Source organism: Mycobacterium sp., assembly GCF_052144515.1.
Classification (GTDB): Bacteria; Actinomycetota; Actinomycetes; order Mycobacteriales; family Mycobacteriaceae; genus Mycobacterium.
Window position 1 is genome coordinate 1 of sequence record NZ_JBKQQD010000578.1, and the last position, 22,215, is coordinate 22,215.

20 protein-coding genes and 1 pseudogene are annotated in these 22,215 nt (G+C 65.0%); 10 read left to right on the forward strand and 11 right to left on the reverse strand.

From position 1 onward, the window contains the following. Positions 1-107 precede the first annotated feature (107 nt). From ACLP9N_RS39860 to ACLP9N_RS39870, 3 genes are all read left to right on the forward strand, one after another. On the forward strand, positions 108-338 hold the full coding sequence (locus tag ACLP9N_RS39860) for a tyrosine-type recombinase/integrase (RefSeq protein ID WP_442412546.1): 231 nt from the start codon (positions 108-110) through the stop codon (positions 336-338). A gap of 458 nt (positions 339-796) precedes the next feature. After that, positions 797-955 (forward strand): hypothetical protein, encoded by a 159-nt coding sequence (locus ACLP9N_RS39865; protein ID WP_442412547.1) that lies wholly within the window; start codon positions 797-799, stop codon positions 953-955. A 37-nt stretch (positions 956-992) separates the two neighbouring features. Then, positions 993-1,289: a hypothetical protein gene (locus ACLP9N_RS39870; protein WP_442412548.1), complete on the forward strand. Its 297-nt coding sequence runs from the start codon at positions 993-995 to the stop codon at positions 1,287-1,289. 645 nt (positions 1,290-1,934) lie between these two features. Here the strand turns inward: ACLP9N_RS39870 and ACLP9N_RS39875 are convergent. From ACLP9N_RS39875 to ACLP9N_RS39900, 6 genes and pseudogenes are all read right to left on the reverse strand, one after another. After that, positions 1,935-2,213 carry a hypothetical protein gene (locus ACLP9N_RS39875; RefSeq protein WP_442412576.1) on the reverse strand — a complete coding sequence of 93 codons (279 nt, stop codon included), beginning with the start codon at positions 2,211-2,213 and terminating at the stop codon, positions 1,935-1,937. A gap of 482 nt (positions 2,214-2,695) precedes the next feature. Further along, positions 2,696-2,959: pseudogene (locus ACLP9N_RS39880) on the reverse strand (Gfo/Idh/MocA family oxidoreductase); the annotation flags it as partial. 64 nt (positions 2,960-3,023) lie between these two features. Next, positions 3,024-3,611 carry a hypothetical protein gene (locus ACLP9N_RS39885; RefSeq protein WP_442412549.1) on the reverse strand — a complete coding sequence of 196 codons (588 nt, stop codon included), beginning with the start codon at positions 3,609-3,611 and terminating at the stop codon, positions 3,024-3,026. Positions 3,612-4,132: 521 nt separating this feature from the next. After that, positions 4,133-5,287 carry a 1,4-beta-xylanase gene (locus ACLP9N_RS39890; protein WP_442412550.1) on the reverse strand — a complete coding sequence of 385 codons (1,155 nt, stop codon included), beginning with the start codon at positions 5,285-5,287 and terminating at the stop codon, positions 4,133-4,135. A 160-nt stretch (positions 5,288-5,447) separates the two neighbouring features. Next, complete coding sequence (locus tag ACLP9N_RS39895; RefSeq protein ID WP_442412551.1) at positions 5,448-5,954, reverse strand: TM2 domain-containing protein; 507 nt, start codon at positions 5,952-5,954, stop codon at positions 5,448-5,450. A gap of 33 nt (positions 5,955-5,987) precedes the next feature. Then, positions 5,988-6,392, reverse strand: a complete 405-nt coding sequence (locus ACLP9N_RS39900; RefSeq protein ID WP_442412552.1) for a YbjQ family protein — start codon at positions 6,390-6,392, stop codon at positions 5,988-5,990. A 105-nt stretch (positions 6,393-6,497) separates the two neighbouring features. On the opposite strand from ACLP9N_RS39900, the gene ACLP9N_RS39905 reads away from it, so the two are divergent. Genes ACLP9N_RS39905 through ACLP9N_RS39920 form a run of 4 tightly spaced genes read left to right on the forward strand, consistent with a single transcriptional unit; the run spans position 6,498 to position 10,465 of the window. Beyond that, complete coding sequence (locus tag ACLP9N_RS39905) at positions 6,498-7,769, forward strand: sulfotransferase family protein (protein ID WP_442412553.1); 1,272 nt, start codon at positions 6,498-6,500, stop codon at positions 7,767-7,769. Positions 7,770-7,783: 14 nt separating this feature from the next. After that, positions 7,784-9,022, forward strand: coding sequence for an alkyl sulfatase dimerization domain-containing protein (locus ACLP9N_RS39910; RefSeq protein ID WP_442412554.1), 1,239 nt, complete (start codon positions 7,784-7,786; stop codon positions 9,020-9,022). Continuing rightward, a complete protein-coding gene (locus ACLP9N_RS39915; protein ID WP_442412555.1) occupies positions 9,019-9,492 on the forward strand; it encodes a VOC family protein in 474 nt (157 codons plus the stop codon). The genes ACLP9N_RS39910 and ACLP9N_RS39915 overlap by 4 nt, the downstream gene beginning before the upstream one ends. 1 nt (position 9,493) lies before the next feature. Next, on the forward strand, positions 9,494-10,465 hold the full coding sequence (locus ACLP9N_RS39920; RefSeq protein WP_442412556.1) for an LLM class flavin-dependent oxidoreductase: 972 nt from the start codon (positions 9,494-9,496) through the stop codon (positions 10,463-10,465). Positions 10,466-10,497: 32 nt separating this feature from the next. On the opposite strand, the gene ACLP9N_RS39925 is transcribed toward ACLP9N_RS39920, so the two are convergent. After that, the gene (locus ACLP9N_RS39925; RefSeq protein ID WP_442412557.1) at positions 10,498-10,887 is read right to left on the reverse strand and encodes a hypothetical protein; all 390 of its coding nucleotides are present in this window, start codon (positions 10,885-10,887) and stop codon (positions 10,498-10,500) included. Between the two features lie 139 nt (positions 10,888-11,026). Here ACLP9N_RS39925 and ACLP9N_RS39930 point away from each other — a divergent pair, with 139 nt between their 5' ends. Continuing rightward, complete coding sequence (locus tag ACLP9N_RS39930; protein WP_442412558.1) at positions 11,027-11,413, forward strand: DUF2237 family protein; 387 nt, start codon at positions 11,027-11,029, stop codon at positions 11,411-11,413. Positions 11,414-11,429: 16 nt separating this feature from the next. Here ACLP9N_RS39930 and ACLP9N_RS39935 read toward each other — a convergent pair whose 3' ends face one another. The 4 genes from ACLP9N_RS39935 to ACLP9N_RS39950 all read right to left on the reverse strand — a co-directional run bounded on the left by ACLP9N_RS39935 (position 11,430) and on the right by ACLP9N_RS39950 (position 19,594). After that, a complete protein-coding gene (locus ACLP9N_RS39935) occupies positions 11,430-13,580 on the reverse strand; it encodes a serine/threonine-protein kinase (RefSeq protein WP_442412559.1) in 2,151 nt (716 codons plus the stop codon). Between the two features lie 67 nt (positions 13,581-13,647). Beyond that, complete coding sequence (locus tag ACLP9N_RS39940; protein ID WP_442412560.1) at positions 13,648-14,988, reverse strand: M1 family metallopeptidase; 1,341 nt, start codon at positions 14,986-14,988, stop codon at positions 13,648-13,650. Continuing rightward, positions 14,985-18,902 (reverse strand): Pls/PosA family non-ribosomal peptide synthetase, encoded by a 3,918-nt coding sequence (locus ACLP9N_RS39945; protein ID WP_442412574.1) that lies wholly within the window; start codon positions 18,900-18,902, stop codon positions 14,985-14,987. Before ACLP9N_RS39945 ends, ACLP9N_RS39940 begins: the two co-directional genes overlap by 4 nt. 41 nt (positions 18,903-18,943) lie before the next feature. Continuing rightward, entirely contained in the window at positions 18,944-19,594 is a 651-nt protein-coding gene (locus ACLP9N_RS39950) for a GntR family transcriptional regulator (protein WP_442412561.1), read from the reverse strand. Between the two features lie 60 nt (positions 19,595-19,654). On the opposite strand from ACLP9N_RS39950, the gene ACLP9N_RS39955 reads away from it, so the two are divergent. Next, the gene (locus ACLP9N_RS39955; protein ID WP_442412562.1) at positions 19,655-21,028 is read left to right on the forward strand and encodes an LLM class flavin-dependent oxidoreductase; all 1,374 of its coding nucleotides are present in this window, start codon (positions 19,655-19,657) and stop codon (positions 21,026-21,028) included. Beyond that, the gene (locus ACLP9N_RS39960) at positions 21,021-22,205 is read left to right on the forward strand and encodes a CaiB/BaiF CoA transferase family protein (RefSeq protein WP_442412575.1); all 1,185 of its coding nucleotides are present in this window, start codon (positions 21,021-21,023) and stop codon (positions 22,203-22,205) included. Before ACLP9N_RS39955 ends, ACLP9N_RS39960 begins: the two co-directional genes overlap by 8 nt. Positions 22,206-22,215: the final 10 nt, after the last annotated feature.

Genomic DNA, 22,215 nt, shown 5'->3' on the forward strand with positions numbered 1-22,215 from the left:
GTTCCTGGAGGCCCTCTGATTATGCCGACATCGATAAGCGAGAGTCCTTATGCCACAACGGTGATCGCGCCGATGTCGGCATAACGCGCAGGTCGGCATAATCATGATTGTGCCGACGTCGGCACAATCATGATCTGCGCCACACATGCGCCTCGATTGCGATCAGTTCCGGCGTCAACGTGCTGGCGCTGAGCAGGATGCTGGGGCACCAATCGGCGAAGGTGACACTCGACACCTACGCGGATCTGTTTGACACCGATTTGGATGCGGTGGCGGCGGCGATTGATTCAAAGTGTGCTCAAAGTGTGCTCAAAACGCGCTCACTTGGTCAGAATTGACCACGCAATAAGCCTCTGACCTGCGTCAATAGCTGCACCCGCCCGATAATGGCGGAGGGTTCAAATCCCTCCGCCACCGCCACAGTTCTACGCCTGTCACCGCAGTTAGAGGGCTTTTCTTATGCGTGGCCCGCTGTCACTGGGCGCGTTTTGGGCACAGAATGGGCACACTTCAAATCCAACGCTTCGGCGACGGCATCAAGGTCCGTGTCGAACAAGTCGGCATAGGTGTCGAGGGTGACTTCGCCACTGCGGGTTTTTGATCTGCAGCAACGCGTGACCGGGCCGGTCAGGCGCCGTTCTTTATCTGATGGCTGAAGCGAATCCAATTGCGCCGCAACACAATTCACGTCCCGAAACTCAAGTGATTCAACAGGATTGAGGCGAAAGGAGGCCGATTATCGCCAAGAAGCAGATCCCCGCCCGGCCGAAGGATACCGGGGTCAATGGCTCGGTAGATGTATTGCGACCTGAAACCCGGAGGTGTGCTGAAAGTTCTCACCATCGTGCCCAACCGGTGCCCACCACAGCGCTACGGCATCCGCGTCTACGTCAACCCGTTATTCGCCCGCTCGGCTCTGGCGCAAGAATTTCGCAAGTGGTCTGCCGCAAACTAACAGTGTGTATCAATCGTGCGAGCCGAAAGGAACCGCCATGAGACCCCCTCGCACCCTGAAGCGGATCATTGCCGGGGCGCTGCTGTCGAGCGGGGTCGCGGTGGCCGGTTTGGGACTGGGGGCAGGTAGCGCCCAAGCCACGCCCGGTCTTGCGCCGCTAGCGCATTGGTGCCCTGGCGACCCCGTGCAGCAGTTGCCGACCGGCTGGAACCAGAGTGTCTGCCACGATTATTACTGGACGGGGCCGGACGCGGGACATCCCTATTCACATCCCGTCGAGGGAGTGGCTCCTCCGCGGATGTGCGGCCCCGTCCCGTGCGGGTTGTTTCCCTAGCATGTCGCGATTTCCGCGTCGTCCCAGTTCACGGGGAGTAATTGGCGATCTATGAAACGACTCATCATGGGGCTGGCTACGGCGGTGCTGCTGTGGGGCGGTTTCGCGGGGGTGGTGGGGGCAGCTACCGCCCAGGCCAAGCCCGGTCCTGTGCCGCTAAATGCCTGGCCCGGCTGTCCAGAAGACCATCCAGCCGGACCATGTCACTGGTGTCCCGGGGACCCCCCGGTGCAGACCGGTAATCTTCGTGTGGACCCAGTACGTTGGGACGCGAGTATCTGCCACACCTACTACTACGTCTCTCCGGGGCAGGGCAATGTTTCTAGGGTGATTTGGGACGGAGATAATCCCCCAGCGCCGCCGCCGTGGCCGCATGGCCTTAATTTCTGCCCAATCCCCCCCTGGTGTCCGTGACCGAGTAGACGTTGACGGCCAGATGCATTCGTCGGCCCGTGTCCCGAGGCGCGAAAGTTCCTGTCTGGAAAGCGGTCCATGCCGCCATGAGCGTGCGCAACTGGGGGTTGCGCAACAACCGGCGATTTCCAGCGAAACTCGTGCGGACACGATAAGCAACGCGGGCGGCTAGCGCGATGCCCGCAGCATCCTGGCCGGTGCACGAATCTTGCGCGAGAAATCGCGGGTAAATTACCTCGAAAACGCAGATTCGACGAGATCCACCACGTTGCGGTCTGCGCGCCGCGGCATCGGCCACCAGGGCAGCGCACGGGACGTGACGCTCACCAAGCCGTCGGCCATGCCGTCTTGTAGCCGATACGCATCATTCAGCGGATCGGGGGACCACAGCGACGAAATGATCTGGCACAGCGCATCGACCCGGAGCAGATTGAATTCGCTGTCGTCTTCGAGTCCCATGGCGCGCAGCGGGGCCAGGGAAGGGACGCTCGTCGTGGTCTCGGCACCCAACCCAACCACTCAAATCCGAACAGCCCCTTGTCGTCTTCGAGCCGCTCCAGGCGACCGCCGTCCGCCCCGGCTATCGCATGCCCCATCGAGTGCCCGGTGATCGAAGCTCGGGTCCCGACGACTTCGAAAGGCCCGTCGGCTCCCGTGAAAGGCTCGATGACTTCGCCCGTCACTCCGCCGGGAAACCGATAAACGATGTTGACGGCGCCTCCGCGTGACCAACGACAGTGTGCGCTGCGCACGAGGGGAAAGCCGAGCCATGACCTCAGCAGCGCCAAGGCGTGGTACCTGTAGCCCATGTCCAGGCGAATACGTACGACGTCGCCAACGGCTTCCGCGGCGATTGCCTTCCCGACGAGGCGGAACTGTGGCAGGTTCATGAAATCCTCGGCCACCCGGACCGTGCGCCACTGCCGATAGAGGCCGAGCTGCCGAAGGTCCCCCCAGCGAACGGCGGCTGGCGTGTCCATGAGGACAGCGGCGCCCGGGGCCAGATGCGCCGTGGCGCGCAGCACCGCCAGATTGCTGGTGGGCGTGACCGACACCATCACCGCGTCGACGTCGCCCGGCCGCAACGACCGCAGATCCTCAACGGCGCCCACACCAAAGGGCTCTCCGGCCTCGCGCGCATGAGCGATGTTTCGCGAGTGGACCCCCAGGACCCCGACATCGGAGTCCAACAGTTTGAGCGCGGGTAGGAATGAGTTCCGGACTCGGTATCCCGAGCCGATGATCAGCACTCGCACTCGACGGTTTGTGGGAGTGGGTGATGTCAGCTCGGGCGCTCCTTCCGCGTTTACGCCACCGAACCTACGAACGCGACCCGGCGAGGCTCAGCAGTTTACGACTAGCCGCTTGTAGACGTTCGTAGGCGACGGCCGGCCCGGTGAGCGTGTTCTTGCTCGTCGGGGGCATTAACCGGGCCTCAACTGGGTCGCTTGAATCGGCAAGTGGCTCTGATGTTCCCACCCGTCGCTCGTCCACGAGCGCCTGCAGAACCGGGTCATCCAGCTTCAACCACGCAGCCTTGAATTCGTCCGTCCCGATCAGCTCGTTCGCCAACTCAGCCGGCTGGAACGAAATCTTCAAAATCCTTCGACGCCGCGGGCCCCGATTCGGCGCGGCCCGATGGTAGAAGCAACGATTCCAAATCGCGGCTGTGCTCACCGGCCCTACCATCTGAACAATGTCACTGCCGGCTCTTAGCCGGTCAGCCGAATTCAGTGCGAATTCGAAAGCGCCATCGTCATCACCGACCGGCGACAAGAGAATGAAGATGCTGATAAAGTCCGGGGCATTCGTCTTAAAGTCTTTCAGCGTGTCGTAATCCCTGTGCCAACCGTCGAGCCGCTCTTCATTGATGTGCGACTTTGTTTGTCCGCCCGCGGTTCGTAGCAATGGCAGTGGTACAGCAGTGCAGAAGGATGAACGCTGGCGATGAGTCGGCGCGCAGGCTCGCTGAACATTTCGCGGAAAACCCCACGTCAACGAGTTGGTCGGGGCCAAGCACCGCGCGCGGCTGGTCTTCAATCGCCGCGAACAAAGAATCCACTCGCTGATTCCATGACTCGACGTGTTCGACAGGCCAGAGGCCAGTGAGATCAGCGATACCCTCTTGAGCAAGAACATCCGGGAGCGTGCGAGTCTCCATTATTGCGTCCAAATCCCCGCCATCGATATTTCATTTCCACAGCTAGCTAGCCGACACATTGGTCGCACTGTGGGCGTCACCCTGCAGGCTACGGCATCGACGGCCCGGTCGACGGCGAATACCGGAACATTGGGCGACCATCGGGAGGTTTCCGGATCTCGTCCTGGTATTGGGTCGGCGCGGGTTGCGGTCCTGCGAGGCGGCCGTGTTGTGCGTTCCGGTCCGGTCCTGAAGCGCGGGTGCTCGATGTTTGCTGCTTTAAGGCTGGTTAACCGACGGGCCCGCCGGTCAGACTCCGGACCGTTTGAATTTCGCTGTCCCGATAGGGCCGTCCGTCGGGTAGTACGAGGTCGTGAAACCACACTTTCGGGGGCGCGGCGTATGGGTGGTCCCACGAATCCCACGGGAAATATGTCTGGGTCTTTCCCGCGACGAACCCCCAATTGAAGGCGCCAACGTTATGGCGCTTCGCGACAGGCAGGATTCCCTCGACGGTGCTGCCCTGGGGCCGGGCCATGTACTCGGTGCAAATGATCGGCCGCCCCAGTGGGCTGAGCTCACCGATCCGGGACTCGAAGGCAGCGGGTTCGGCATAGGAGTGAAATGTGATCACATCGGCATTGCCGAGTTGAATATCACTGATTGCGCTGCGGCCCTGCTGCTCTCCCCACTTGCCTTGCCACACGCCACTTGTCAGCGGTTGATTCGGATCAACCGAACGCGCCCACTGAAACACTTGGGGGAGCAGGTCTGCGACAAGCTGCAGCTTGTCTTTCCGCTCAACCTTCTGATACACGTGCGCGGGATTGTCGGGTTCATTCCACAGGTCCCAACCCAAAACACGTTCATCACTGCGGAATTGGGTCAACACTCCTGTGACGTAGTCGCGCAGAACACGGGTGTAGCCAGGGTCGCCAAGGCGTTCGGCGCCGGGGCTCTGCACCCAGCCCGAGTTATGGATACCGGGCCTGGGCGCGCGTTGCGGACCCAGCTTAGGGAACGGGTCCCAACACGAGTCGAAGAACACAAACAACGGCTTGATGCCGTGCCGCGCCGCCATGGAGACGAACTGCGCCAGACGCAACTGGAATCCCCGGGCATCCTGGGCCCAGAGCAAATCATGGAGAAAGACCCGCACGCTGTTGAGCCCGGCTGACCGGGCCCAGCCCAGCTCTGTGTCGATGCGTCGCGGGTCAATGGTGTTGGACTGAAACATCTCGAGCTGATTGATGGCACTCGAGGTGATGAAGTTCGCGCCGACGAGCCATCCCTGCGCTTGATACCAGCGATTGGCCCGGTCGGGGGACCACCGGCTTGCTTCCCCAGAGGCGCGGGGTGGTTCCGCGGAGGCGCGAGGTCCTTGGGCCAGTGCAGTACCCGCCGCGAGCAGCAGTGGCAGCTTCAGGACCGTTCGGCGGTACACGAGCTGACGATAAGTTGCCGGGGGCTATGTTCCCGGTATTTGCTCAGCGCGTCGTTATGGCTAGATCCTGAGAATTGTTACCCGTTGTCACTCAGCGGTATTCGGCGCGGTGCCACCACGTCCGGCAGGCTGAGATGCCCGGAGCGGGGTACCGGCTGTTCTAACGCAGCTTTCGGCCGTAGTTGTCTTTGACGCTTCCGGTGAACATCATGATCGCGTCAACAAGCGCCCAGACGCCGACACCCAGCAAGATCGGAAACCCGAAGAGGCAGAACAAGGTGGTGATGAATCCGAACAGCCCCAGGCACAGTTGCAGGACGGCGATCTGAGTCGAGTCGATATAGAAGCGGCCGATGCCGAAAACGCCGAGGAAGAGCTGCAGGAGGCCGGCGGTCATGGCGGACTTATCCGAGAGGGGCACCCCCGTGGCCGGGTCGCGACCGAATGGTGCTTGGGGATCGGCTCCGTAGCCTGGCGAGGGATAGCCCGGGTACGGATAAGGCTGATTGGCCGGGTAGGGGTACTGCTGCGGGTAACCGGGCTGGGGCGGATACCCCGGCGCCGGACCCTGTGGATTCCGAGGGTGCGGATTTGGTCCATAACCTGGCGGCTGGCTGCTCCAGGGCGGCTCCTCGGACGGGTTTCCGGGTTGGTTTGGTGTCACCATGGCTTAAGTTAACCCCGTTGTCTCGGCGTTGGGTTACCGCTGCTGCGGGTGCGGCTGTGGCTGCGGCTGTGGGGCGCCGCCGTAACCCAATTGGGACGCGGTGAAGCGAGCGGCGTCGGTGACCGGCACAGCCTGCACCGCGGTGCCATAAGCGCAGATCTCGGTCCATGCGTCGCCGATCTCGGTCGTGTCGAACCGCATAGCAACGATCGCGTTGCCGCCCTTGTTACGCGCCTCGTTGATCAGCCGCGCCATCGCCTCGTTGCGGCTTTCAGCGAGGTTCTTGGTCATGCCCTGCAACTCGCCGCCGAACATCGACTTGAAGCCGGCGCCGAACTGGGAGAAGGCATTTCGTGACCGGACGGTGAGCCCGAACACTTCGCCACACACGCGTTGGATCTCCCAACCGGGAATGTCATTGGTAGTGACGACGAGCACCGGACGACCTTTCTGCCGAGCTGAGAAATCGGTTGGTTATCGCTGCAGGGTACCGCCCCGACCGGCTGTGGATATATTCGACGAAGCGAACGACGAGGAGGTCGAGTGGGTTCTGCGGTGGACGACATCGACTTCGACGACCTGACGTCGCCCGAGCTGACCGATATTCAGCGTCAGATCCTGGAGTTCACCGAAGCCAAACCCGTCGAATTCGACGTCGATCGGATGCTTGCCGAAGCCAGAGACCAGGCGGGGCAGGCAGGTGTGGGTGACGACCTGGACGACACCGACGGCTTCGCTGGCCGGCTGGGTGCGCACGTGGCCGCGATCGAAGCCGACGAAGGCCTGACCCAACTCACTCGCTCGTCGTTGCGGCAACGAGTGGTTCGACTACTGCGCAACCGGCTGTCGCTGACCGACCTTATCAAGCGGTATCCCGAGATCGAGTCGATCGCGATCGACAAGCCCTTCATTGTCGTCGGGATGCCGCGATCGGGCACCACTCACCTGGCGAATCTGATCGCGGCTGATCCCCGTCGGCGCGCGCTGCCCTATTGGGAAAGCCAGGATCCGATACCGGCGCTGGGCCAAGGCCCCGACATCTTCGGAGTCGACCCCCGCTACGCGCGAGCCAAGGCCGAACACGACGCACTCATGGTCAGCGCGCCTGTGGTGGCCGCGATGCACGATCGTTTTCCCGAAGCGATCGAGGAAGAGGTCGAACTCCTCGACCTGGATATGGCCGCCTATGTTCTGGAATGGCATGCGCGCGTGCCTAACTGGCGCGACTACTACCTGGGGCTCGACCAGACCCGGCACTACGCGTATATGAAGAAAGTGCTGCAGGCGTTGACATTTCTGCGCGGCCCGCGGACCTGGGTTCTCAAGAGTCCCCAGCACTGTGAGCAACTCGGCCCATTGATGGCCACCTTCCCGGACGCGACGGTGGCCTTCACACACCGCGATCCCGTCGCGGTGGTCCAGTCGGCAATCACGATGATGGCCTATTCCGACCGATTGCGCCGGACCAGCATCGACCCGGACTGGCTACTGGACTACTGGAGCGACCGCGTGCACCGACTGCTCAGCGCCTGCGTGCGCGACCGCGATCTGGTGCCGGCCGAACGTAGCCTCGACATCAGCTTCCACCACCTGAACGGCAACGAAATGCCGCTGCTGGAAGAGCTTTACCAACGTGGCGGCGTCGAATTGACAACCAAGGCGCGCGCACGCTTCCAGGGCTACCTCGACGGCAATCCACGCGGCAAGCACGGCCGCATCCACTACGACCTGCAGCGGCACTTCGGCATCTCGGCCGACCAACTCCGCGAGCGGTTCGACTTCTATTTCAACAGGTTCGACGTCCGCCCCGAATGAAGGAGACACCAGCGATGTTCGAACCGGTGTATCGCAACCGGCCGGGCGCCGACGCCATGCGCCCGGCCGCCGCCGAAAAGGCCGAGCAGATCGCCCCGGGACTGTGGTGTTCGCCGGGTCTGTCGAATGCCTACTTGCTGACCACCGGCGCGGGCCGAGCCATCGTCAACACCGGGATGGGGTTCGAGGGCCCGGTGCACCGCGCCAACTTCGACGCCGTTGATTCCTCACCGGTGCGCTACATCATCTTCACCCAAGGCCACGTCGACCATGTCGGCGGTCTGGACAGCGTGCGCGACCCTGACACAACCGTTGTCGCACAGGAGAACTGGACGCTCTGGCGCGACGACAACAAACGCCTCATCCCGTACCGCGCCAGCCGCAGTGCCTTCGCGTTCAAAGACACCCTCGGCGAAGGGATCCAGGCCATTCAACGACGTCTCGGTACCAAGCACCTGGCTGGCCAGAGCGTCCCCGTCGTCGATCTCGACTTCGAGGACACACTGTCCCTGGAGGTCGGCGGGCGACGGATGGAGCTGATCTCGGTGCCCGGCGGCGAGACGAACGACTCGCTGGTGGTGTGGTTGCCTGAGGAGCATATCTGCCTGTGCGGAAACGTGTTTGGTCCGCTGTTTGGCCACATTCCCAACCTCGTCACCATGCGCGGCGACCGGTACCGGGACGCCCTGACCGCCATCGCATCGGTTGAGCGGGTGCGTGATCTGCGGCCCGAGCTGTTGGTGACCGGCCACTTCGAACCGATTGCGGGCACCGATCGCATCCACGCCGAGTTGACCCGGCTGCGCGACGCGATCCAATACATCCACGACCAGACCGTCGCCGGCATGAATGCCGGTAAGGACGTCCGGACCCTGATGCGTGAGATCACCTTGCCCCCGGAATATGAAGTGGGCCAAGGCTATGGGAAGGTCGCCTGGGATGTGCGGGCGATCTGGGAGAATTACTCGGGCTGGTTTCATCACCAGTCGACGACCGAACTCTATCCGGTCGGTTTCGATGCCGTCGCCGCCGACGTGGTCGAGCTGGCCGGCGCCGACGCACTCGTGCAACGGGCACGGGCGCACTTGGCTGAGGGCCGCCCAGTGCACGCTATCCACCTCGCCGAGCTTGTTCCACCCGACCATCAGGGTGCGCGTGAACTACTTCGCGACGCGCACGAAAACCTGCTGGCCGGCAGCACGAACTTCTGGGAAAGAGCTTGGCTCACAAGGCAGATAGCGAGGAATTCATGACACTACGGCCCGAAGACTTCTACCACACCGGCGTCGTGGTACCCGACATCCATGCCGCGATGGCGCGGCTCACCGCGCTGGCCGGCTACCAGTGGATCAACCCGCTGAGCTACACGCTGCCGTTCCGCACCGCGACGGGAACCCGCGAACTGACCTCCACCATCGTCTACTCCGTGCAGAGTCCGCACATCGAACTCGTGAACGAGGTCCCCGGCACCCCGTGGACGGCTGCGCCCGGCAACGCCGTCCACCACGTCGGCTATTTCACCGACAACCTCGTCGAGTCCGCGCGGATGCTGGAGAGCAACGGCTTCGCCCTGGAAATGACCGGAGATGCTCCAGGATCGGAGCTTTCGTTGTTCGCCTACTACGTCGACTCCTTCGGCACCCGCATCGAGATCGTCGACCGCGCACTGTTTCCCGATTGGCCGGCTTTCTTACGGGCGGCGGCACAACCCAACGGAGCCTAACGTGTTGCTCACGGTGCTGCGGTTCAACTTTGGTTCCCCGCAGGGTGATTCGCGCACGCAGGGCAAGCTGATCTCTGCCGCGCTCGAACTGGCCCAGTGGGGCGAGTCCCGTGGGATCACCACGATCAGTGTCGATGAACATCACGCGACGGGGCACGGATGGAGCTGCAATCCCATCATGGCCGCGGCGATGTTTCTGGCGCGAACCGAGCGGCTGATCGCGAGCGTGGACTGCGCGCTGGGGCCGTTGTGGAACCCGGTCCGGCTCGCCGAAGATATCGCGCTCGTCGACAACATGAGTCGAGGCCGGCTGCACACCACGGTGGGTCTGGGCTACCGCACGATCGAATATGACGCGCTCGGGGCGGATTTCAGCCAGCGTGGCAAGCTGATGGACGGCCTGGTCGAACGAATGCTGTCAGTCTGGTCGGGCGCCGATCCTGACGCGGGGGTCTGTACCGGTACCTGGACCCGGCCGCACCCACCGCTGTATGTCGGCGGGGGCGCGCGCGCCACTGCGAGACGGGCGGCGCGCTTCGGGCTGCCGCTCAGCCTGGCCGACTACCTGCCCGAGATCGACGCCTACTATCGCGAGCTGTGCGCCAGCGCCGGCATTACACCATTCGTCATCATGCCGGGAGCGACCAATCGCGGAATGATTTATTTGCACGAGGATCCGGACCGGGCGTGGGCGGAGCTGGGTGACTATATCCTTTGGGAGGCAGTCACTTACGGCGAATGGTCAACCGACGAGCGGTCTCTGATGCACCTGCCGGGAGTGCAAACCCTAGACGAGGTCAAGGCTTCGGGACGATACCGTTTCCTGACTCCGGACCAGCTCATCGCCGAGGTCCGTGACGCCAAGCAGTACGGGCCGATCGTGTTGCATCCACTCGTGGGCGGCATGCCGGTCGACGAAGCGTGGAAGTCGGTTCAGCTGCTCACCGATACCGTACTGCCCGCGCTCACCTGACGGCGCGGCCGCTGACTGCCTTGGCCGGTTCGTTAAATGCTGAGTTGTGACGGCGGCGTCCAGGTGTCTACCAGCAGGGGAAGAGTGATCGCTTCGGTGCCGCCAGTCACCACAATCACCCAGCGGCCATCGACAGGCAGGCTTGCGTCGATACCAAAGAAAGCGAATCCCGGATATTCGCCGATCGAGGCTTCGGGCACCTCGAACCGTCGCAGTACGGGCGCCTCACCCGTCGGAGGGATCAGCTCTACCTCGACCCGCCGGTCGGAATTGTCACTATCGGCTCGCGTCAGCACCACAAGAACAAAACTGGCTGACCGGTCGGGTCCGACCGAGAATTTGGACAGCACGCCGCCCGCTACGTTGAGTTTGTTGTCTATTGTCGCGGCCTGTTCGGCCAAGAACGCCCCGGTGAGTATCACAACGTCGAACCTACCGTGCAGCGACCGGCCATCAGAAGGGGGTACGAGCGAACGACCACCGGCATCTGCTGGCGCGAGCTTGCTCAAGAGATGGTGTCGATTCCTGCAAACTTCGTACCAGGAGCGCGATACTGAACACGTGCCTGATCGCAACGTGCTGGGCGGCCCCCTGGAGCCGTGCGGCAATGAACCACTCACGGGCTTCTACCGCGACGGCTGCTGCTCTTCTGGACCCGAAGACATCGGCCGGCACACCATCTGCGCGGTAATGACCGCTGAATTCCTGGAGCACCAGCGCTCCATCGGCAATGACCTGTTGACGCCGGTGCCCGAATACCGGTTCCCCGGCCTGCTGCCAGGGGACCGGTGGTGCGTCACCGCGCTGAACTGGCTTCGCGCTCACCACGACGGCTGCGCCGCCCCCGTGGTGCTGGCGTGCACCCAGGAGCGCACCCTCGAGGTCGTACCGCTGGAAGCGCTCCTGGAACACAAGGTCGACGTTCCCGACGACCTGGCCAACCTGTAGGGAGCTGATCTGCGCTTCAGTGTGGGCTGTCGGGCGCCGGTGCCGCCGGGGTCGTGAACAACGCCGGATCCGCCACGATGACGCTCGGCGCCACATCGCCCGTCCGTCGCGCGACGAACGGAGTGCGGTACACCGTTCCTTGAGTGCCGCATCCATTGGTGAGAATGGTGCCGACCGTGAGGCCTCTTAACGTGCCGTCGGCCTGCGGATCCCAGTACCACAGGCGGGTCTGGTCGTCGCGGCCTGCTTTGTTGGTCCGTTCGCACTCCATCGGTGCCTGAAGGGTCGGCGTGCCCTGCCAATGGCCGTCGCCGAAGTGCAGAACACTCGTCGTGCCCGTGCCCTCCTGTTGGTTGGATTCGGCCAGCTGAGACCCCGCCGCAGCGCATCCTCCCCGGGTACACACCGAACGAAAGGCCCACCACTCGGAGACGGCGGCGCCCATGCCGGTCACCGTGCCGTTGATCGTCTGATTCTGCAGATCGAAGTCCACGCGGTAGGTGCCGTCCAGGACGGGGCCCGCGACCTGTGGGGGCGCGGTGCCGGTCGACGGGGCGACGGTGGCGCTCGCCGGATCGGCGACGGCGACACCGGTCGGCACGTCGCCGACGCGAGTCGCCACCACGGGGGCCAGAGCCACCTGTCCCTGCAGACCACATTCGTTGGTTAGCGCGGTGCCCGTCTTCGCGCCTCGAAGGGTGCCGTCGGGCTGTGGCTCCAATGACCAACTCAGTACGACGGCATTAGCCCCTGCGACCACTTGTCCGTTTGGCCCCAGGCAGCGCGGCTGTGTGAGCTGGCGCTGCACCGGCGCGGACTGCCAGTGGCGGTCGACGAAACGGTACTCAGCCGGTTGGGGTGGCGTGCGCGCGACTTGAGGGTTTTGCGTGTCCAACTGGGTCCCGGTGGCGACGCATCCGAGCGGTCCGCACGATGAGCGAAACGCCCACCAAGCGGTGTTATCGCTGGTGTGTATCGCGTACGGCGCGCCGTTGATCGTTTGCTTCTCATAGTCGTAGTCGAAGCGGTAGGTGCCGTCGAGGACGACGGCGGGCCGGGCTGCGGCGCTGGCCACCGGGACGGACGCTGCCGGGGCCGTCGGCTTCGTCGGCTGCCTTACGTAGGCGACGCCGACGGCCGCCAGCACCACCGCCGTTATCGCCACCGCGAGCAGAATCCGGGACCGCCTGCGCCGCTTCGGGTTCGGCGGCTCCCCGCTCAGATCCGGGCCGCCCGACGCCACGGTCACCGCGACTTGGGTCTCGGCCGCCGGGATTGGCGCGGCGGCGGTGGGGCTGGCCTCCGTGCGGCAGGGAGCGCCCGAGCTCATGTCGGCCCGCTGGGTAAGCGCGGTGGCGAACTCGTGGCATTGTGCGAACCGGTCTTCTGGGTTCTTCGCCAGTGCCCGTGATAACACCTCATCCAGGTCCGCCAAATCCGGACGCCAATCGCTCAGCTTTGGTTGCGGCGCGGTGAGATGTCGGCTGATGACGGCCACCGGGTTGGAATGCTGATACGGCGGCGCTCCGGTGAAGAGATGAAACGCGGTGGCGGCCAGTGCGTATTGGTCGGCGCGGGCGTCGATGTCGCCGCCCATCAGCTGTTCGGGCGCCGCGTAGGTGACCGTTCCCACGGTAAAGTTCGTGTCGGTCAGTCCGCTGATGTCGTCGTGGTAGCGGGCTATTCCGAAGTCAGCCAACAGGATCCGGCGTCGGCCGTCTTCTGGATCGGTGAGCAGGATGTTGGCGGGTTTGACGTCGCGATGCAACAATCCGCGCTGGTGGGCGTAGTCGAGTGCCCCGGCCACCGCCGCGATGATGGCGCATGCGTCGCGTGTTGGCATCCCGGCCGGATACCGGTCCCTCAACAACTGCGCGGCGTCAGCTCCCTCTACGTAATCCATTGCGATCCAAAGTTGCCCATCGAACTCGCCCCGATCGTGCACCTGGACGATGTTGGGATGCCACAGCGTGGCGGCGAGTTCTGCTTCACGGTCGAATCGCTTCCGGAAGCCGCTGTCCGCCGTCGCCGGCTCGGGCAGGATTTTCAGCGCGTCGCGACGCGGGAGCCTGGGATGCTGGGCCAGGTAGACCTCGCTCATCCCGCCGCGGCCGAGCAACCGCAGAATGGTGTACCCGGCGAAGGTCGCGCCGCTGGTCAACGGCATTCCGGGATCGTACCGCCAGCATGGTCCGGAGGCTCCATTTCGGTTTGAGATGGCGCCGACGCTCCGGTCAAGGCACCGTTGTGGAGTACAGCCACGCATCCCACAACGGGTTCAGCGACTCGCTGGAGTAGTTGGCTGCCAGGCCAGTGAAGTCGTCGGTGACGACGGTGCCATGGCGATGCCGCGTCGTCCAATCCTTGAGCAGCGCGAAGAATTTGTCGTCGCCCAGCCGCCCGCGCAGCGCGTGCAAGGTCAGCGCACCGCGCTTGTACACGCGGTCGTCGAACATGTCGCGCGGTCCGGGATCGGCCAGTAGCAGGTCCTGTGGCTTATCCCGCAGCTGTTCGTGATAGCGAAGGGCGAGCTCGTCGGCACTGGGGCCGCCACTATGTTGCGACCACAACCACTCCGCATAGCACGCGAATCCCTCGTGCAGCCAGATGTCACGCCACCACCGCGCGGTCACCGAGTTGCCGAACCACTGGTGTGCCAGCTCGTGCGCGATAAGCCGCTCGCCGGCCCGCGTGCCGTCGCAATGATTGGCGCCGAAGATCGAAAGCCCTTGCGCTTCAAGCGGTATCTCCAGCGGGTCATCGGTGACCACGACTGTGTACCCGTTTGCCAGCGGATATGGGCCGAACAGCTCGACGAACAGCTCCATCATCTCGGGCTGGCGGGCGAAGTCTTGGTCGAAGTCGCCGCGCAGCCGCTCGGGTAACGCCGCCTGGATCAGCACCGGTGTCCGCGCCAGCCGCTTCATCTCGTATACGCCGATTTGCAGGGTGATGAGGTAGGTCGACGTTGGTTCGGGTTGTTCGTAGGTCCACACGGTCTGCGAGGCCCGTGCCCGCCGCGACACCAGCTTGCCGTTGGCGACCACCCGGTACCGGCTTTCGGTGCTGATCTGGATGCGGTAGGCGGCCTTGCCGCTGGGGTGGTCGTTGCAGGGGAACCACGAGGCGGCGCCGTTGGGCTGCCCGGCGACGAGCACGCCGTCGCTCAATTCCTCGAAACCGACGTCACCCCAGAGTGACCGAAGCGGTTTCGGTGAGCCGCCGTAGCGCACCACGATCGACAATGCCGCCCCGGTCGCGAGCTTGGATGCCAGCCGGATGCGCAATTTGCCGCCGCGACAGGAGAAGTGGGCGACACGTCTGCCGTTCACCGACACCTTCGACACCGCCAACGCGCTGGACAGGTCGAGCGTGAGCTGCTGCAACTCGGTGAGCGTCACCGCGGTGATCGTCGCGGATCCGGACAGCCGGTTGATCGAGACCTTGTACTCCAGATCCAGTTCGTATCGCGACACCTGGTAGCCGGAGTTGCCGTTAGTCGGCAGGTAGTCGTCGAGCACCGGCGGCCCAGCTTTATAGGGAGCCTTCTTGGCTGCTTTGGCAGAAGCTTTCACGCCGCGGTGTCCTGGACCCCGCCCGCGGGCGAGTTCTTGCCGCCGGTCTTCTTGCGGCCGGGGTTCCATGGCCTGATCGGGTTGCCCTGCCAGCGTGTCGACCCCGGTACTTCGTCGCCGCGCACCACCAGCGACGCCGGACCGACGGTCGCGCCGGAACCCAGCCGGGCGGCGGGCAGCACAACGCAATGGGGCCCAAGGGTCGCGCCGGGTTCCAGCACGACGCTGTCCATGCGCATGATCCGATCGTGGAACAGGTGTGTCTGCACCACGCAGCCACGATTGACGGTGGAGCCGTCGCCGAGCGTTACAAGGTCCGCCTCAGGGAGCCAATAGGTTTCACACCACGCGCCGCGGCCGACGTGGGCGCCCAGCGCGCGCAGCCACAGGTTCATCACCGGCGTCCCACTGGCCGCACGGGCGAACCACGGCGCCGCGACGGTTTCGACGAACGTATCAGCAACCTCGTTGCGCCACACGAACGACGACCACAGCGGAAACTCGCTGGCTCTGATCCTGCCGACCAGCAGCCATTTCGCCGCGACCGTGACAACGCCGGCGATCACGCCCGCAGCCAGCAGCACCAGCCCGCCGCACAGCGCCGCCCACCAGATGCCGAAAATCCTTGCCAGTGCCTGTAGGGCGCCCAGCACCGCCAGCCCGATCGCGACCGTCACGAACACCGGCAGCAGCCGGAACGTTTCCACCACCGCACGCATCACCTTCAACCGCGGCGGCGGGTCATACGTGGTTTCTGCGTCGGCCTCGGCGGGCCGCCGGCGCAGCCGCATCGGCGGGCTGCCCAGCCACGACGACCCGCGCTTGGCCTTGGGAGGCGTCGCCGACAGCACCGCGACCAGTCCGTCGTCGGGAACGCGGCGGCCCGGCTGGGTGATGCTGGAGTTGCCGAGGAACGCGCGCCTGCCGACAGTCGTCTCCGCCGCGTAAATCCAGCCGCCGCCGAGTTCATACGACGCGACCAGGGTGTCGTCGGCCAGGAACGCGCCGTCCTCGATCACGGTGAACTTGGGGATCAACAATGCCGTGGAGATCTCGGTGCCGCGGCCGACCTTGGCGCCCAGCAGGCGCAGCCAGATCGGTGTCAGCAGGCCGGCATACAGCGGGAACAGGTAATTGCGCGCGGCGTCCATGAGTCGCTCGGTTGCCCACAGCTGCCAGCCGGCACGGCTGCGCACCGGGTGATAGCCCTCGCGCAGCCCGATCGACAACACTCGCACCCCTATTACCGTCAGCAGCGCGTACACCGTGAGCGCGGCCACCGTTGCGACCGGTGTCCACAGCAGCGCCGGAACCGTCGCCTGCGACAACCGGTGGGTGTGGTGGACGGCCACCACGATCACGGCGAGGCCGGTGGCCAGGGCGACCAGCGGCAGAGCGCCCAGCAGCAGCGACGTCAGCCCGTACATCGGGATCCACTGGCTTCTGCGGGCCGGTCGTTCGTCAGGCCACGGGTGGCGGGCCTTGCCCGACTTAACCGCGGGCGAGCCCTTCCAGTACTGGTTGTTCTTGATCTTGTCGATCACGCCGGAGCCGGGTGCCACGTCGGCGTTCTTTCCGACGATCGCGCCGGGTAGCAGGGTGGTCCGGGCGGCGATCGTCGCATCGTCGCCGATCGTGATCGTGCCGACGTGGAATGCGTCCCCGTCGATCCAATGTCCGCACAGGTCTACTTCGGGTTCGACGGCGCTGCGGTGGCCAAGCGTCAGTAACCCCGTGACCGGCGGCATGGAGTGCAGGTCGACACCCGTGCCGATATTGGCGCCGAGTGCGCGGGCGTAGTACACCAGCCACGGGGCCCCGGCCAGGTTGTGGGCGCCGCTGGCCTCGGCCAACCGCTCGGCGAACCATACCCGCAGGTGCACCGACCCGCCGCGGCGGTAGGTGCCCGGCTGTACGTTCGACAGCAACATGCGCGCGAACAGCACGGCGATGCCCATCCGACCCAACGGTGTGACGAACAGGACGAACGCCACCGCGATAAGCCACCAGTTCACGGCCACGGTCCACGGCACCACATGCAGCGCGCGGGCGACGTTGTTGGCCAGCGCGAGCCAGGTCACCCACGGCAGCGCCGCCAAGGTCGCCAGCGGCACCGAAAGCACGGTCTGGGCGGCCTGCGTCAGCCGTGGAGTCGGTTGCACCAGACGCTCGGTGACTTGCGGAGGCGGGTCAAGCTCGTCGAGGAATCCCGCGAGCGAGCCGAGCCGGGGATGGTCGTAGAGGTCTGCGACGGTGACCTGGGGATGCTTGTGGCGCAGCACGGCGACCAGTTGCGCGGCTGCCAGCGAGCCGCCGCCGAGTGCGAAGAAGTCCGCCTCCGGGCCGTCCACCGCGGCGCCGAGCAGGTCTCGCCACAATCCGGCCAGCCAGCCCGTATTGCCGCCTAGGTTCGCCGTTTCTTCCGTGCCGGCGCCGCCGGGCGGTGGCCACGGCAGCGCATCGCGGTCGACCTTGCCCGACGTGCGGGTGGGCAGCTCCTCGACCCGGACGAGGCGCGGCACCAACGAGGCGGGCAGCTGCTCGGCGAGCCGTTTGCGTGCCTCGCTGCTATCGAAGGACGGATCCGCGCTCACGACGTAGCCGACCAGCACCGGCGTCCCGGCGGCGGTGCGGCGAACCGCGGCGGCGCCGCCGCTCACCCCCGGCAGGTGGACCAGCGCGGAGTCGACCTCGCCCAGCTCGATGCGGCGGCCCCCGACCTTGACCTGATCATCGCTTCGGCCGCAGAAATACAGCCCGTCGCGTTCCAGCCGCACCAGATCACCGCTGCGATAGGCGCGCGCCCATTCCAGCGTCGGCATCGCGGCGTACTTCTCGGCGTCCTTGTCCTTGTCGAGGTAGCGGGCCAGCCCCACGCCGCCGATCACCAGCTCGCCCACCTCGCCGTAGCCGACCGGCTGGCCGCCCGCGTCGACGACGGCCAGGTCCCAGCCCGGCAATGGCAGCCCGATGCTGATCGGCCCGGCCCCGTCGAGCCTGGCCGCGCAGGCGACCACCGTGGCCTCGGTCGGACCGTAGGTGTTCCACACCTCACGGCCGTCGACGGCCAGCCGCTCGGCCAGCTCCGGAGGGCAGGCCTCTCCGCCAAAGATCAACAGCCGCACCGCTTCCAGCGCCTCGGCGGGCCACAGCGAGGCCAGCGACGGCACCGTCGACACCACGGTCACGTCGCGGGTGACCAACCACGGACCGAGGTCCATCCCGCTGCGCACCAGCGACCGCGGCGCGGGAACCAGGCAGGCGCCGTGTCGCCAAGCCAGCCACATCTCCTCGCAGGATGCGTCGAAAGCCACCGACAACCCGGCCAGCACCCGGTCGCCCGGCCCAATCGGGTTGTCCCGCAAGAACATCTGCGCCTCGGCGTCGACGAACGCGGCGGCGCTGCGGTGCGAGACGGCCACGCCCTTCGGGGTGCCGGTCGATCCGGACGTGAAGATGATCCACGCGTCGTCTCGGGCCAGTGGCGCGGTGGCCCGCCAGCCACGCGATGAGCCGGGGCCTCGGAGCAGGCCCTTTTCGGTGATCACCGCGACGACGTTGGCCTCACCGAACACCAATTCGGCACGTTCGTCGGGGTCGTCGGCGTCGACCGGCACGTACGCTGCGCCGGTGGCCAGTGTGGAAAGGATCGCTTCATACAGCGCATAGCTGCCCGACGGCATCCGAATGCCGATCCTGTCGCCGTGACCGATGCCCCGGGCGGCCAGCCAGGCCGCACCGTCGTCGATGTCGCCGATCAGCTCGCTGTAGGTGAGCTGCACGGTGCCGTCGTCGATCGCCGCGGCGTCCGGGTAGCGCACTGCGGTTTCGTTGATGATGTCAATGAGCGTGCGCGGGCCCGGTGCATGAGGCGACAACAAGTACTGCGCTGGGACTTGGGTGAGCTCGGGCATCGCCACCATACGAAAATACTCAAGCCAAGGCGCTTCGGGCGTCAGGCAGTGCTGCGTTGCTCCAGCCAGTCGACCAGCGAGCGACCGGCATCCAGGACGTGCCGCTCGGCGATAGCGCGCGCCCGCTCGGCATCTTTGTCACCGAGTGCGTCGAGCAGCTCTTGGTGCTCGTCGAGCGAATGCTTCTCGTGGTCAGGGAACAGGGTGAGGAAGTTGCTCGGCACGACGCGCGCCGCTTGCTTGATCTGGGTCATCAGGCGCGGGGAGTGTGCAGCGCGGTGGATTTTTTGGTGGAAATGCCAATTGGCCTCGCCGATGCTGTCGTCACCGGATCGTTCGGCGACGTCTGCCGCGAGGTCGCGCAGCATCTCGAGTTCCTCCCGCTCGATTCGCTCGGCTGCCCACGCGGCCGCCTGTCCGGTCAGCACACCCAGAATGGTGAAGCTGTCCAGGACATCCTCGGGGCTGATGCCGATCACCGTGATTCCGCTGCGTGGGGCGACTTGGACCAGACCCTCGAAGGAGAGCTCCAGCAACGCTTCGCGAACCGGGGTCCGGCTGGTTGCGAACTCCTCGGTGATGGCGTCCAGGTCGACGCGTGAGCCGGCGGGCAGGGCGCCGGTGAGAATGCGGTCGCGCAGTTCGCGGGCGGCGCGTTCCCGCACAGTACCGGAGATATCAATCGTGGCCACTCAAGTACCGTATCAAATGAAGCATTTGAAATCTGATATATCAGCGGCTACGTTTCAGGAATGGGAAATCGGCGAAAAGACAAGATGGCCCTGGTTGCCTTCATGCAGGCGGGCAGCACCTCGGTCTACGCAGGCTCGTGGCGGCATCCCGCGACCGAACACCGCTACCTCGATGCGTCCTACTACGCGAAAATCGGCCGTCAGCTCGAAGAAGGCTGCTTCGACTTGATGTTCTTCGACGACCGCTTGGCGATGCCGGGGGTATACGGCGCATCAGTCGCGGAGGCGGTGCACTACGGCGCCCGGCCGGTGAAGCTGGACCTCGGTGTGGTGCTTGGCGTCTTGGCGCAGGCGACATCGCGAATTGGGCTCGGTGCGACCTACTCGACCACCTATTACGCCCCGTTCCACGTCACCAGGACCTTTGCCACGCTGGACCACCTTTCGAATGGCCGGGCCGCGTGGAACGTCGTCACGTCGGTCAACGACAGTGAGGCGCAGAACTTCGGCGTCCAGGCCCACCTCGGCCACGACGAACGATACGACCGCGCCGATGAATTCATGGATGTGGTCACCGGCCTGTGGGACACCTGGCAGGACGACGCGATCCTGCACGACCGCTCGTCCGGGCAGTACGCCGACCCCGCCAAAGTCCACGAGCTGGGACACGAGGGTCAGTACTTCTCGGCGCGCGGACCGCTGACCGTGCCGCGCACACCGCAGGGTCGCCCGGTCATCATTCAGGCCGGCTCTTCGGGTCGCGGGCGCGAATTCGCCTCCCGCTGGGCCGAATTGATCTTCACCGGCGATCCGGGCCTGGACGTCGCGCGCAGTCATTACGCCGACCAGAAAGAGCGCATCGCCGACGCCGGGCGTGATCCTGCCGCGGTGCGCATTTGTCCTATGGCCTACGCTGTGGTCGGCGAATCCGAGGCGCACGCCAAGGACCGCGAAGCACTGCTCCTTAACGATTTGGTACACCCTATGGCGTCGCTGACACTGTTGTCGGAGTTGATGAATTACGACTTCGCGCAACACGATTTGGACGATCCGGTCACGGACGAGCTCATCGCATCGGTCTCCGGAATACGCGGCCTGGTCCAAAACCTGCGCACCCATATCGGCGGGGACACCGTCACCGTGCGCGACCTGGCCGGTCATCGCGCCACCTTGTTGCAGGGTCCGCGCTTCGTCGGCACCGGCGAGCAGGTCGCCGATCAAATGGCGGACTGGTTCGAGAGTGGCGCCTGCGACGGTTTCGTTCTGGCGGCAACGCATCTGCCCGGCGCGTTTGAAGACGTGGTGCGCATGGTGGTCCCGGAACTGCAGCGCCGGGGGTTGTTCCGCATCGAGTACGAGTCATCGACGCTGCGGGGACACCTTGGGCTGCAACGACCTTCGAATAGCCGGGTGCACGCCAGTGCAAATGCTTGACGGTATCCGCGTTCTCGACCTCGCCAGTTTGGCCGCCGCCCCGCTGGTCGCCACATATCTGGGGGAGTTCGGCGCCGACGTGATCAAGGTCGAGGAACCGCGACATGGGGATCCGATCCGCGGCTGGGGCAACCAGCGTGACGGAGTCGGCTTGATGTGGAAGTCGTTATCGCGCAACAAGCGATCAATCACGCTGGATCTGCGCTGCGCCGAAGGTCAGGCGCTCGTGCGGCGCCTGGTCGAGCACGCCGATGTCGCCATCTTCAACACCCGGCCGCAGACGTTACGCAAGTGGGGTCTGGACTACGAGAGCCTGCGCGCGGCCAACGACCGGATCGTGATGCTGCACATCACGGGTTACGGGTTGACCGGGCCGAAGAGTGAGCGCCCTGGGTTCGGCACGCTCGGGGAAGCCATGAGTGGATTTGCCCACATCACCGGCCCGGCCGGCGGCCCGCCCACGCTGCCGCCGTTCATGCTCGCCGATGGCGTCGCATCGTTGAATGCCACCTACGCGGTGATGATGGCGCTGTACCACCGCGACGTGCACGGGGGACCCGGGCAGCTGATCGACGTCAACCTCATCGACCCGCTTGCCCGGCTGCTGGAGCAGACGCTTTTGGGCTACGACCAGTTGGGCCTGATGCCCGAGCGGGCCGGCAACCGCTGGGACATCTCGGCGCCGCGCAACACCTACCAGACCGCGGACGGGCGGTGGCTGGCCATGTCCGGAAGTTCACCGGCGTTGGCGTTACGGGTGTTTCGGGCGATCGGCCGTGACGACCTGTTGGAAGACCCCGACTTCTTGGACCCACAGCGACGGCTGGCGAGGGCCCGCGAGGTCGACGCCGTAGTCGCGGATTGGGTTGCCACCAAGACACTTTCGGAAGCCATGATGGTCTTCGAGAAGCACGAGGTAGCCGCTGCACCCGTGTATGACATCCGTGACCTGGTCGCCGACGAGCAGCTGGCACATCGCGGGGTGTTCGTCTCGGTTGAGGACCAACAGCTCGGGCCGATGACGGTGCAGGCCCCGGTGCCCCGGTTCTCGTCAGCATCGGGGACGGTCGACCATCTGGGTCCGCGCCTCGGCGAGCACAACGCCGAGGTGTACGGCGAATTGCTCGGCTTGACCCCGGACGAAATCGACGACCTGCGCGCCCGTGGCGTGCTGTGATAGAGGGAAA

Bases quoted from the DNA above. Each gene is read 5' to 3' on its own strand.
- ACLP9N_RS39865 (WP_442412547.1), top strand. From the start codon at position 797: ATGTATTGCGACCTGAAACCCGGAGGTGTGCTGAAAGTTCTCACCATC.
- ACLP9N_RS39870 (WP_442412548.1), top strand. From the start codon at position 993: ATGAGACCCCCTCGCACCCTGAAGCGGATCATTGCCGGGGCGCTGCTG.
- ACLP9N_RS39895 (WP_442412551.1), bottom strand. From the start codon at position 5,954: ATGGTGACACCAAACCAACCCGGAAACCCGTCCGAGGAGCCGCCCTGG.
- ACLP9N_RS39910 (WP_442412554.1), top strand. From the start codon at position 7,784: ATGTTCGAACCGGTGTATCGCAACCGGCCGGGCGCCGACGCCATGCGC.
- ACLP9N_RS39915 (WP_442412555.1), top strand. From the start codon at position 9,019: ATGACACTACGGCCCGAAGACTTCTACCACACCGGCGTCGTGGTACCC.
- ACLP9N_RS39935 (WP_442412559.1), bottom strand. From the start codon at position 13,580: ATGCCGTTGACCAGCGGCGCGACCTTCGCCGGGTACACCATTCTGCGG.
- ACLP9N_RS39945 (WP_442412574.1), bottom strand. From the start codon at position 18,902: ATGCCCGAGCTCACCCAAGTCCCAGCGCAGTACTTGTTGTCGCCTCAT.
- ACLP9N_RS39955 (WP_442412562.1), top strand. From the start codon at position 19,655: ATGGGAAATCGGCGAAAAGACAAGATGGCCCTGGTTGCCTTCATGCAG.
- ACLP9N_RS39960 (WP_442412575.1), top strand. From the start codon at position 21,021: ATGCTTGACGGTATCCGCGTTCTCGACCTCGCCAGTTTGGCCGCCGCC.